Source organism: Fluviicola taffensis DSM 16823, from assembly GCF_943372375.1.
Taxonomy (GTDB): Bacteria; Bacteroidota; Bacteroidia; order Flavobacteriales_D; family Crocinitomicaceae; genus Fluviicola; species Fluviicola taffensis_A.
Genome location: NZ_CALRYJ010000001.1, coordinates 269448 through 282350 on the forward strand (window position 1 = coordinate 269448; position 12903 = coordinate 282350).

Below are 12903 nucleotides of genomic sequence, written 5' to 3' on the forward strand. Positions count from 1 at the left end.
AATTTGAGCTCTGAATTTACTATTTAAATCCTTAAATCAAATCACTTTTAACTTATAAGATTGAATTCTCAGAATGTCTTTGCTGGTTTATCGGTCATTTCAAATACCAGTTTTGCGCCATTTTTCACGCTTTGGAAGTTTAATTTGAAATCTTTCATTTTCACTCCATTCAGGTAGACCGCTTTCACATAACAGCTTTTTTCACTTTGGTTCTTTGCTGTGATATCGATCGTGGCTCCATTCTCCAGGTGAATTTTTGCAGTTTGAACCAAGGGACTTCCTAAAATGTAGTCATCCGAACCCGGACAAACTGGATAAAACCCAAGCGAACTGAAAATGTACCACGCACTCATTTGTCCGCAATCATCATTCCCACTCAATCCATCAATTTTTGGAAGATACTTCGTTCTCAGTACCTGACGGATATACTTTTGAGTCAAATCCGGTCTTTCAACCCAATCAAACAAATAGATCACATGATGGGACGGTTCATTTCCATGAACATAAGAACCCATGATCCCTTCCCGCGTAATGTCTTCCGTGTGTTCAAAGTATTTGTCCGCAAGTTGCATGGTAAATAAAGAATCCAGGTGCGAAGCAAAGCGTTTTTTTCCACCCATTAGTTGAATCATGGATTCCACCTGATGAGGAACATATAAGCTGTAGTTCCATGCATTTCCTTCAATGTAGCCGGCCTGATGAGTCTCCAGTGCATCAAACTTATCAATGAATTTTCCTGAACTCAGTTTAGCACGCATAAAACCGGAATTGGGGTCATAAACATTTTTGTAATGTTCACTTCGCTCAAAGAATTCTTCGTAAATATCCATGCGTTTCAGACCATAAGCCAACTTGGCAATTGCCCAATCGTCGTAAGCATATTCCAATGTTTTGGAAACAGAACTTCCACTTTTGTCTTCCGCAACATACCCCAAATCCATATAGGAATCGATCCCTTCGAAATAACGGGTTCGTGCAGTTTGTACACAGGCATTCAGTGCTTCGTTATAATCGATTCCATCTAACCCTTTATTATAGGCATCTGAAATAACAGAAACGGAGTGATACCCGATCATACACCAATTTTCATTGGCATAATGCGACCAGATCGGCAACATTTTCTCTGCACTTTGATGCTGATGAGCTATCATGGACAAGACCATGTCTGTATTCCGTTTCCGCTGAACCAGATTGAACAATGGGTGCAAAGCCCGATAGGTATCCCAAAGTGAAAAGGTGCTATAATTCAATTGATCGTCCGGATTACGGTAATCTGAAAAATCCAACCCGCGGTAAAGCCCGGAAACATCCTGGTAAACCGTAGGTCCCAAACAAGTATGATAAACCGCCGTATAGAAATTCGTCAGATCTCCTTCATTCAGCATTTGAACTTCGTACTTATTCAATTCCTGACTCCACAAATCTTCTCCTGCTTTTTTGTAATCATCAAAATTCCAGTTAGGTGCTTCAGTGGTCATGTTCAACAAAGCGCCTTCCATACTTACATTCGACATCGCAACCTTTAGAAGGAGTTCTTTGGATCCATCCAGGTCAAAATCAAAAAATGCACGCAATTGCGAAGCCGACATTTCAGGAAAATCAGCTTTCAGGTTGAACTTTCGCCAAAAACCCTGGTAGACTTTCTTTGATTGAAAATCGTCGTATCCATAGGATTTGATCGGTTTCGAAAATTCAATAGCAAAATAAACCGTTCGGTTCTTCGCCCACCCGGATGTTTGCCTGAAACCAACAATATGAAATTCATCCAGAACACGAACGTAAGTGTTTACGTTCTTCCCATTATAATTGTAAATCCCGGAAACCAAATCCAGAATAATGTGTGCGGAATCGGGTTCTGAAAAGGTGTATTTGTGAATCCCAACTCGGGTTGTTGTTGTTAATTCTGCCTTAATCTGATGATCTTCCAACTGAACAGAATAATAATTGGGTTTAGCGATCTCATTTTGATGATTGTATGCAGAGCGGAAACCGCCCTTTGGATTAGCGGAAACTCCCGGATTCAACTGGAGCTTTCCACTGGTTGGCATAATCAGGATATCACCCAAATCAGAATGACCTGTTCCGCTGAAATGTGTATGACTGAATCCTACAATCGTCGGATCTTCGTATTGATAACCTGCACAATATTTATAAACATTCGGATTGTATTTTCCGTCAACTGCATACGGGATTGTATCGGTATCCGGACTCAATTGAACCATTCCAAATGGAACCGTCGCACCAGGAAAAGTATGTCCCATCTTGGAGGTTCCAATGAGTGGATTGACATAATTCAATTTGCTTTGAGCTAAAACAGAATGAGCAAGAAAGAGTATGCCAAAAGCTAAAAGAGAGAGACGCATGGATTTCAGATTTTCGCCGAAGATACCAATTTGAGTTAAGTTTCCCGCAGAGGAGTGCAGAAGTTCACAAATTATAAGAACAGGCAAGTTTAATTGAACCGCAAAGAAACAGAGTCCGCAAAGAATTTACACCTCATCCTTTCCCGCAGATAAGCACGGAAGCGTACAGAATATTTGCATGCAGATTTCGTAGATGGCGCAGATTCATAATATAAGAATCCATCATAAAATGAAGTGTCAATAAAAACCTCGTGCTCTTTGTCTGCTTCGTGGTTAATCCCTGTTCTAGAAACGCAGATGTTTTACGGTATGTCCGTTATTGATCAATTGCTTCAATGAATCGATCCCGATTGTCAGGTGTGCATCCACATATCCGGTAGTTACTTTTGAATCACTTTCACTGGTCTTGACTCCTTCAGGTGTCATCGGTTGATCACTTACCAAAAGCAATGCTCCGGTCGGGATTTTATTTGCGAAACCAACCATAAAGATCGTAGCCGTTTCCATATCGATCGCCATTGCACGAATGCTGCTCAAATATTCTTTGAACTTTTCATCGTGTTCCCATACCCGTCGGTTGGTTGTATAACAGGTTCCCGTCCAATAATCAAAACCCGCGTCACGGATTGTAGTGGAAATTGCCTTTTGAAGCGCAAAGGCCGGTAATGCTGGAACTTCAGCAGGGAAATAATCATTACTTGTCCCCTCACCACGAATTGCAGCAATGGGTAAAATCAAATCTCCCACCTCACTTTTGTTCTTCAATCCGCCACATTTTCCAAGAAATAAAACAGCTTTCGGTTTGATTGCAGAAAGTAAATCCATACACGTAGCAGCAGATGCACTTCCCATTCCAAAATTGATAATGGTGATTCCGTTTGCTGTTGCACATTGCATCGGCTTATTCCTCCCTATCACATCCACTTCGTAGGTGGCAGCGAATTTCTCCACGTAATTAAGGAAATTGCAAATCAGGATGTATTCTCCGAAATTTGCCAGTTCTTCACCTGTGTAGCGTGGCAACCAGTTCTCTACTATTTCTTTTTTTGTCTTCATTGTGCGATTTGAGAGTTGTGTGAAAATAGCGAAGATATTCGAGACATCCGTATTATTTTTAGGTGAAAATGGGGCTAAAACGATATTGCATTGAGATATTTGGCTCCCGCTGATCACGCTAATGACGCAGATATATATCTTAATTCTTTAAAACACATGCTACAATTCAATTTCTGCGTTATCCGTGATAATCTGCGGGAACTATTTCGTGAAAATCAAGAAAAAATTCATGATTCTGTTTATCAGGACTCATAATTTTCACAAAAACTGATTTAAATGATTAAAATTCAACCTATCAACTAGTAAGTGGAATATTTGATAACTTGTTTGCAATCATTAATTCATTGAATCATGAAAAAAACAATTCTATTTGGTGTTGTAGCTCTTGCTATGCTGTCTTGTAACAAAGACCACCAAGCGACTAAGGAAAGTCTGCACAAAAAACAAGTTGCTGCTCAACAGGCATCTCCGGAATTAGAAAATTTCAGGCTAGCCATTAACGAAATGAACAGACCTGAGTATGCTCCCACAAAAGAGTACATTCAAGCCTATGGGGATGAATTGTCGGATGAGCGGAAGCAAATCCTTTTTGAACCTGCAAAAGCACTGATAATCTCTACCGGAATCACTGAACGCGAATTGGTAAAGGAGACAAACAACGATGTGAATCAAATCCTTAACAAAGCATTCAAAATCTACATTTCTCAAACTTCTAAAAAATAAACGTCATGAAAAAGTTAATTAGTCTTATCTTAATTTTATTGGTTGCTCCATTCTTTTCCAGAGCAAACACTACTTTAAATGTTATCAATGCGACCCTTAATTATACCTTATATTTCAATACGGTATCTAAAACGTCCAGTTGTTATCCTGAAATCAGGGAGTATAATCCTTCCGGAACTTCCGGCTATTGCACTCTTGCTGCAGGCGGTTCTATTTCTTTTGCAAATTTCATTACTTTGAACACCTATTATCCGGGACTTACGTTCACAAAAAAGAACAGTTCAGGGGGTGCAGCAGCTCCTCTTTCTCTTTCACTTGCAAATACCTATCTCACTTCTCTAAACATGAATTGGGCATATATCATTTACAAGGTAACCCATAATACTACGGGGCATACGGAAGGTCTTTGGTTAGGATTTTCAGACTTTTCGTCTTGTCACGGTTTACCTGATTCCTGGGGAACTTATGGAACAACCGCTACGGAAAGTTTTACCTCCTTTACAGTTGGAAGTGATCGATACTTTGTAGTTGGCGAATATTAATACCTGTTCAAAACAAATAAATCATCGTACCCCGGCAGATATGTATTTGTCGGGGTGTTTTTTGTCGCTTTGGAAAGATTCAGTAAGCAAAGGATCTCTCATTCAGAATAAACACGAAGAGCACTAAGCACACGAAGAAAAAATAGTATGATTAAACTACAGCAAGTATCAGATATAACTTCGTGCTCTTTGTGTCCCTCGTGGTAAAAAAATCAGGATTTATTTCCGTAGGAAAGTCCAGAAGGTCTTTTTACTGATTCCGGTCACCTTGATCTGCGGGTACAATTCCTGAAAAGAAGCCGGTACTTTGATCTTTTTCGAATCTTCCCAACTCATTTTTGTTCCGAAAGCTTCTTCTCCATTGATTTCCAAATAATCCACTTCTTGTTTGGTGTGGGTCAACCAAAAGAAAACCTCCGGATTTTTTCCGGCATACTGATTGGCTTTGAATCGCTCACTAATGACAAAGTTCTTCCACAATTCTTCGACATCATTCCGGAATTCCAAAGGTTGATAAGCGCGAATCAGGGCATTGCGGATCCCATTATCCAGGAAGTAAACCACGTGGCTTTTCTTCAACTCGTAACGGTGTCCATTGCTGTAGGAAGAGATCAACATCAGGATGTTTGCCTTTGCAAACAATTTCACATAACGTTCCACTGTTTCATTGTCCAAACCGCACTTCTTTCCCAAATCATTGAAACTGATAACCTTTCCGATGTTGAAAGCCAAATGCCGTAACAACTTGATCAGATTGTCTTTTTTATTGATCCGCTCGGAGGCACCTAATTGCGTGAATATACTAGACTCAATAATATCCGAAACGATTTTTTCCGCCTGATCTTCCTGCATCACCACTTCCGGATAATAGCCATAAATTAAACGCTGCTCCAGCGATTTATCTTCCTGCACCAAACCATGAAACTTAGCACTTTCCGAATAGGAAATCGGGAACACATTCAGTTCCAATCCCTGTTCTCTCAAAGCTTCCCATAAATCTTCGTGTAATTCCGGCTCAAATGAACAAATCAGGATTACATTTTCCAGGGAATCCAGTTCAATGGCAAAATCAATGTATTCCTGAAGGGTTTCGAGCAACTGAGCATCCCGGATAATAATTACTTTTTTATCCTGACTGAATGCTTTCAATTCCTTTAGGGAATCCATCGCTTTCCGTTCTTTTTTATTCGAGCAATCAATCATTCCAATGCCGGGATCCTCCAAATTGAAAATCCGGGAAATCAAGGTGAGTCTTCCCGTTCTTCGTGCTCCTTTGAGCACAACAATTTTACTTTCCTGGCATTTTTGTCGGAGGATTGGTTCGAGTGTTCTTTCAATCATGATTCGCAATTAATGATTCGAATTTACTCTTATCCGATAAATTCATTTGAAGATTGCGAAAAATCAATAAACAAGTAGTTGTTGGTTACTCCTTTTCTGTCAGGATTTCAAACTTTTGGAAGAATTTGAGCGATCGGTCGGAGTGCATGAATTTGTTTCCTCCGTAGCAGATCAATTCATAGCAAGCATCTCCAAATTGGATGAACCGTTTCCATTGGTAGCCTTTGATCGGATCCAGAACCAGTCCTTCGATTCCTTTTGCACCGTCGTCCAGCACAAATTCCTTGGTTTGGGCAATTTCGTTCTCCACAAAGTTGTATCGGTTATCATCCAGATAATCAGCGGAAGCATGAATGAGCAATTCAAAGGTATTTCCCTGACCCAATTCCTGGTATAGGTAATGTTTCTTCGTATCATCTTCCAATAAGATCGGTTTCCCGCCAAAAGTCATTCGGAAGGTGTTTTCTTCATCTGTTACAGAATAACTTTTCCACGATTGGACTAATTTCTTACTTGCTTCTGTCGAATTCGTATACGTTGCCTTAACTGCTCGCACTTGGAATCCTTTTTGTCTCAACAATTGCAAAACACCATCTGTCCCATACAAATGACCCGAGCCAATGGCACAGAAAACACTTCGTTTACGAATCAAGGTATCCAATCCTTTTGCCATGATCTGATTTCGTTTGGTAATCAGTTCATCATAAGCTTCCGGTGAACTTTTGAATTGCGCCTTCAACATATTCGTTAATGAGGCAATGTCGCCGTTGATATAGGTTTGAATAAATGCTTCCTTACTGAAAAACAAGCCGTTTATTGCAGTCTTGGTACTGAACAATTCCGGATTTTCAGCCAATTTCAACTGATCCTGAACCGTTTCCAACTGGTAAAATTTCTTTCCGCCGCAATAACCGGTCTGTTGAAAATAAGCATCCAGAAATTGAGGTCTTCCGTCTTCCGAACCGTAAACCGTTTGTGTCGCTTTTTTAGAACTTGCGAAGGAACGTTTTTTATCGAACAGATCGAAGTTGAAGAGATTCAAGCGGACATCGTATTGGTCGTAAATCTGCGTGACGTCCGTTTCCAGTACAACCGCATCAACACCTGCAAAAGCTGTGTATAGGGAATCCGGGAAATTGAACAGGCGTGGATCGTTCGAGTGCATGCTTCCGAAAACGTAGCTCGGTTTCTTATTCCCTTTCGCCTTGATTTCCCACAATAACTGGTATTCCTTTCCCGCTTCCTGAGCAAAAACAGGAAGGCAGTTCAAAAGAAAAAGAAAGAATCCAATTTTGTACATACGGCTATAAGACGCTTAAAAGGATGAATAGTTTTGTTCCGGTTCGTTAAACAAATCTAAAATTAACTAAAAAATCAGTCTGTCCACATGATTTTCTCCAAAAGCGTAAGGAATATATGCCAGGGAATCAATCGGTTTGGTTAAAATGACCGGTGTGGACTTTCCAAGTGAAATGGTTCCATGTGTTTCCGACAATCCCATCGCATAAGCGGCATTGATCGTCAGTGCATTCAATGCTTCTTCCGGAGTCAATCGCATTTTCACGCAAGCCAATGAAAAAATCTGCTGCATATTGTCGCATGGCGTTGTTCCCGGATTGTAGTCCGTAGCTAAAGCAACCGGAAGTCCTTCCTGAATAAATTTGCGCGCATTTCCATAAGGAATGCTGATGAAGTGTGAACAACCCGGCAGGAATGTCGGCATACATTTACTTCCTTTCAATACGGCGATATCCTCGTCATCTGATTCTTCGAGATGATCTACAGAAAGCGCTCCCAATTCCACAGCAGCTTTCACACCGCCCATAATGGAAAATTGATTCACGTGTACTTTTGGAATGAGCCCGACTTTCTTTCCTTCCTTAAGAATCTGTTGCATTTCCTCTACGGAGAAATAATTGCGTTCACAGAACACATCGATATAATCTGCCAACCCCTCTTTGGCAATCAAGGGAATCATTTCATTGATGATCAAATCGATATATGCCTGGTGATTTTCCTTGAATTCCTTCGGAAAAGCATGAGCCCCTAAGAAAGTAGCTTTGATTGCGATTCCAGCTTCCTGTTTCAGGCGTTTGATGACACGCAGAATTTTCAGTTCGGCCTCGACAGACAAACCATATCCCGATTTGATCTCAACTGCTCCCGTTCCGTTGGCTTTCATCTTATTCACCCGTTTCATCGCTTCCCGGAACAATTCCTCTTCCGAAAGCTCACCCAATCTTCTGGCTGAGTTGAGAATTCCACCGCCTTTCAAAGCAATTTCCTCGTAAGTCAATCCATTGATCCGATCCACGAATTCTTCTTCCCGTGTACGTGCAAAAACGGTGTGTGTATGTGGATCACAAAAAGCGGGCAATACACTCTGACCTTCTGCATCAATTACTTCAACACCGCGCCAATCGGTAATTCCTTCCCAATCTTCCATTCGACCGTAAGCCATAATTACTCCATCTTCCAAAGCCAAAAAAGCATTTTGGATGGTTGGAACTTCTTTCATCGCTTCACCGCAAATCATTTCCGGAAAATCTTCTCCGACTTGATACAAGGTGTGAATATTCTTAATCAGGATTTTAGACATTTTGATCGTGTTTCAGATGTCAAAGTTAATACTTTGCGCCCTTTGCTTCTTCGCGGTGAAAAATAAAAAGAGAATTAATAAAACGCAAGAGAAGAAGAGCGCAAAGAATGGGATTCCCATAATAATCTGATTCTTCCAATGTTAAAATCCAACATTAAGAAAACGTTAAGCCAATTTTAATTATTTTCGTTGTAGAACTACGAAAAACTATGAAAAACGCTCTCTTGTGCTTATGCCTAAGCATCTCTTATTCCGTGTTTTGTCAAACATTTACCGGCGGTGGCGGACCAATCAATGATAACACTACGATTGACATCCCTGTTTCTGTTACCGGTCTTCCGACAAGCATTGACACTGTAAATTTCGGATTGGAAACGGTTTGTATCAATCTGACTCATACTTACGATGCAGATTTAACAGTTTGGATCGTTGCTCCGGACGGTACGGTTGGTATGTTGTTTTCCAACACAGGTGGTGGAGATGACAATTTTACGAATACGTGCTTAAATGCAGATGCTGCCAGCAGTCTATCTTCCGGTACGGCTCCTTTTACAGGAACATTCAAACCTTCGGGTCAAATGGGATTGGTGAATAACGGACAAAATCCGAATGGAACCTGGAACTTACGCGTAAATGATAATTATGGTGCAGATCAGGGAAATGTCATTTCCTTTTCTATCACCTTCGGAAGCAATCCGGCAAGTTATTTTTCCTTTACCTCCTCCCTTTTGCCGATTGTTGAGATCAATACCAATGGAAATATCATTCAAAACGATCCAAAAGTGATGGCGGACATGAAAATCCGTTTCAATGGACAAGGAGTGAGAAATTACATGACCGATTCACCATCAGATTATAACGGGAAAATCGGGATTGAGTATCGTGGAAATTATTCCTTATCACTTCCTCAAAAACCTTATGCATTCGAAACATGGGATATCAATGGAAATACAATGGATTCATCTTTATTGGGAATGCCGGCTGAGAGCGATTGGGTCTTGCTTGCGAATTACAATGACAAATCGTTTGCACGAAACATTCTTCCCTTTCACCTATTCGATTCCATGGGGCATTATGCTACACGTACCCGCTTGGTGGATGTCGTTATGAACGGGGAATATCAGGGAATTTATCTATTGGGAGAGAAAATCAAACGGGATAATGACCGCGTGGATGTGAATAAATTGGAACCTATCGATATCAGCGGGATTGATTTGACAGGCGGCTACATCCTGAAAATCGATTATTGGGACAACACCAATTCGTGGCAATTGAATTACAGTCCGATCGGATTCCCCGGATTGGATATTCACATGGTTTATGTTTATCCGAAACCACAAGATCTGATGCCACAGCAAACAACCTATATTCAAAATTTCATCGATGATTATGAAGATGCCTTGTATGGAACGAACTTCGCACATCCTAGCTTGGGTTATCGTGCATTCATCGATGTTCCTTCTTTCATTGATTATTTCATTGTGAATGAAGTCTGCAGAAATGGGGATGGATTTAAGAAAAGTCGTTTCTTCTCCAAGGACAGAGACAAGGCGGACGGAACCGTGAAAAAGTTGAAAGCAGGACCGGTCTGGGATTTTGATTGGGCTGAAAAAGACATGTGGGGCGGTTCTGAAGACGGATCCCAGTTTATTTATGGGGCGTGTGATCAGGATGTGCATGCACCGGGTTGGTATATTCGTTTGTTGGAAGACACCTTATTTGCGAATGAATTACGCTGCCGTTACGACGATATGAGAAGAAGTATCCTAAAAGAATCCTATCTCGATGCAAAAATTGATTCTGTTGCTTTGGTAGTGAATGAAAGTCAGGCTTGGCACTATCAAACCTGGGGACATTTGGGAAGCGTGACCGGAACTCCGGAAGTACAAGCTCCTAGTCAGACATACGCAGAAGAGGTGCAACGCTTGAAAGATTGGTTCCACAGAAGATTGACCTGGTTGGATGCAAACATGCCTGGAACATTGAACGGATGCAGCATGCTTGGAATTCAGGATTTGGTGAATGCGAATAAGATCACCGCTTATCCGAACCCTTTTTCCTCCATTATCACCATTGAATGGACACAAGCGGATCTGGTAGGAGCGCAATTAATCGTTCGGGACGGATCAGGAAGAGTCATTAAAACACAGGAAATTTCAACGGCATCTTCTTATGATAAATCACTAACAATAACCGATTTACAAGAATTGGCAAGCGGTGTTTACTTCATTGAATTGATAAAAGGAGATGAGCGGGCAACACTGAAAATTATTAAATAAATGCGGATTTTTTCAGATGCACTTGTTGATTTGAAATAATTCCTTATTTTTGCACCCGCTTACATCGGTAAGTGGGCTGTCAGTCGGACAGCAAAAATAAATGCCTCGGTGGCGGAACTGGTAGACGCGCTGGATTCAAAATCCTGTACTTTCGGGTGTGCCGGTTCGATTCCGGCCCGAGGTACCAAAAAAATAACGGCTGTGAAGTTTTAACTTTGCAGCCGTTATTTTTTTGTCTTCATTTTCGTTCTCATTCTAATTGATTTCTCTTTCATCTGCTTTTTAGTGGGGGAATTGGAAAAGAAACAACTCTCTGTAAACTTTGAGATTCTTAATTTAATTTGAGTGATTTTATTTCAAATTAAATAATCTGAATTCCTTTTTTTACTAATATTGAGTTTAACTCTATTCACTTGAAAAATGGAAGAAATAGGAAAAGCACTAAAAGTTGTTTTCGATAAAATAAGTGATTTCTTTGACATATTTGATTTGTCTTTTTTTGTGTCGGGATTTTTTACTACAAGTATAATACTTGCTTGGATAAAATTAAGAGAGCTACCATTATCAATAAACTTCTATGAGACAAGAAGCATTATTATAATTGTTTTATTTTGCTATATAAACGGATTATTATCATTTGCTCTAGGTAGGTGGATAAGAATGGGGATTTTAGCTTATCCAGCTAATTTTATTAGACAAAGAAAACAGAAACCTAAGGGTTTTGATGAGCGATTTGAGAAAATTCTTAAAGCTCATGGAATGGATTCAGATCCAGAAATTCAAAAGTACTTAAGTCGAAGTGAACACAGAGGAATCTGGCGTCTATACGTCCTCTTATGGGCAAAATTGCGAGACAATGAAAAGTATGCAAAATCTTTAGCATTCTTAAGACGTTATTGGGTTATGGCAGCAACTTATGATGGTTTATCAATATCTATTTTCATCGCTACCCTTTTAGTCATTGAAGCCAAAATAGGAATTATTGGAAATGCTATGATCATCGATTTAAGATTGTTCATAACGATTGTCTCGCTACTTATTTTTCTATTTATGGCGTGTATAAGGGAGGCTAATAGATTTGTGGAATATCAGATTGAAGAAGTAGTTGCAAGCATTGTCTCCAATAAAGAGAGTCAAGGAATAATATAAGCAAATTGGTTATTAGGCTTCAATATTTATTATAGTGCGATCATTAGACATTGTATACATCCCCAAAAAAGTTCGATTTCTTTCCAATCCGATGTACCACGAAGTAAAAAGCCTTTGGAAATTTCCAAAGGCTTTTTTCGTTTTCGTTGGCTTTTCACTTCGTTGCCCTCGTCTCTCACAATTGTAATCCTCCGATCTCTTATTTGCTCTTAATTACTTTTAATCATGATTTTAGATAGATTTAAAAATATCCTTTAGTGCATTTGCGATTTTAGGATCAATCGTTTCAGAAAGTTCAGGTTTTTCTTTGACACCTTGTGCACCATTAAGGGTATCAATTTCAATTTTCTTCAAATTAAAATAATCATAAGTAAATTGTCCTTTTGGACTACCATTCAAAACTTGATATTTAATCAATTTGTATTTGTCATCTACTATTTTGTTTAACTTGATATGATTGAAGTACTTATCTAGATTTGGATGTATCATTTTATAATGGGTGGTATCTTCTGGTGTTTTTAATACTTCATTAAGATCAATTACAAAATCTGTTTTTTCTCTCTTGTAAAGCATGTTACATCGCTTACAAGAAATATTCAAATTAAATAGCTGAAACATATAATCCTTAAATTCACCTTTAGGTAGAATGTGTTCAATATCAATTACCATATTGAATTCGTCTTCAAGATCTCGTCTACAGTAACAACATTGTTCGTTCTCGTAGTGTCTGTAATAAGTTTTAACTTTTGTTTTGAATCCTTGTATCAAGGGGTTTTCCCAAACCTTTCCACCTTGCTGAATAGCCAATTTAATGTTGGCAATATCATCTTCGTTAATGTCTAATATCATTT

10 protein-coding genes and 1 tRNA gene are annotated in these 12903 nt (G+C 39.5%); 5 read left to right on the forward strand and 6 right to left on the reverse strand.

The window, feature by feature from the left end; genetic code table 11:
* Positions 1 to 68: 68 nt before the first annotated feature.
* Positions 69 to 2363, reverse strand: coding sequence for a GH92 family glycosyl hydrolase (locus tag AAG807_RS01155; RefSeq protein ID WP_341900032.1), 2295 nt, complete (start codon positions 2361 to 2363; stop codon positions 69 to 71).
* Positions 2364 to 2648: 285 nt separating this feature from the next.
* Entirely contained in the window at positions 2649 to 3419 is a 771-nt protein-coding gene (locus AAG807_RS01160) for an AMP nucleosidase (protein WP_341900034.1), read from the reverse strand.
* A gap of 351 nt (positions 3420 to 3770) precedes the next feature.
* On the opposite strand from AAG807_RS01160, the gene AAG807_RS01165 reads away from it, so the two are divergent.
* Both AAG807_RS01165 and AAG807_RS01170 read left to right on the forward strand, forming a co-directional pair.
* Positions 3771 to 4142: a hypothetical protein gene (locus AAG807_RS01165; RefSeq protein ID WP_341900036.1), complete on the forward strand. Its 372-nt coding sequence runs from the start codon at positions 3771 to 3773 to the stop codon at positions 4140 to 4142.
* 5 nt (positions 4143 to 4147) lie between these two features.
* Positions 4148 to 4684: a hypothetical protein gene (locus tag AAG807_RS01170; RefSeq protein WP_341900038.1), complete on the forward strand. Its 537-nt coding sequence runs from the start codon at positions 4148 to 4150 to the stop codon at positions 4682 to 4684.
* A gap of 219 nt (positions 4685 to 4903) precedes the next feature.
* Here the strand turns inward: AAG807_RS01170 and AAG807_RS01175 are convergent, their stop codons facing one another.
* The 3 genes from AAG807_RS01175 to hutI form a co-directional block, all read right to left on the reverse strand.
* Entirely contained in the window at positions 4904 to 6025 is a 1122-nt protein-coding gene (locus tag AAG807_RS01175) for a DUF4143 domain-containing protein (RefSeq protein WP_341900040.1), read from the reverse strand.
* Positions 6026 to 6110: 85 nt separating this feature from the next.
* Complete coding sequence (locus AAG807_RS01180) at positions 6111 to 7325, reverse strand: TraB/GumN family protein (protein WP_341900042.1); 1215 nt, start codon at positions 7323 to 7325, stop codon at positions 6111 to 6113.
* Between the two features lie 66 nt (positions 7326 to 7391).
* Positions 7392 to 8624 carry an imidazolonepropionase gene (gene hutI / locus AAG807_RS01185; protein ID WP_341900043.1) on the reverse strand — a complete coding sequence of 411 codons (1233 nt, stop codon included), beginning with the start codon at positions 8622 to 8624 and terminating at the stop codon, positions 7392 to 7394.
* Positions 8625 to 8833: 209 nt separating this feature from the next.
* Here hutI and AAG807_RS01190 point away from each other — a divergent pair, with 209 nt between their 5' ends.
* The 3 genes from AAG807_RS01190 to AAG807_RS01200 all read left to right on the forward strand — a co-directional run bounded on the left by AAG807_RS01190 (position 8834) and on the right by AAG807_RS01200 (position 12052).
* On the forward strand, positions 8834 to 10903 hold the full coding sequence (locus AAG807_RS01190) for a CotH kinase family protein (protein ID WP_341900044.1): 2070 nt from the start codon (positions 8834 to 8836) through the stop codon (positions 10901 to 10903).
* A gap of 102 nt (positions 10904 to 11005) precedes the next feature.
* Positions 11006 to 11090: transfer RNA gene (locus AAG807_RS01195), tRNA-Leu, on the forward strand.
* Between the two features lie 233 nt (positions 11091 to 11323).
* The gene (locus AAG807_RS01200; RefSeq protein ID WP_341900046.1) at positions 11324 to 12052 is read left to right on the forward strand and encodes a hypothetical protein; all 729 of its coding nucleotides are present in this window, start codon (positions 11324 to 11326) and stop codon (positions 12050 to 12052) included.
* A 231-nt stretch (positions 12053 to 12283) separates the two neighbouring features.
* Here the strand turns inward: AAG807_RS01200 and AAG807_RS01205 are convergent, their stop codons facing one another.
* Entirely contained in the window at positions 12284 to 12901 is a 618-nt protein-coding gene (locus AAG807_RS01205; protein ID WP_341900048.1) for a hypothetical protein, read from the reverse strand.
* Positions 12902 to 12903: the final 2 nt, after the last annotated feature.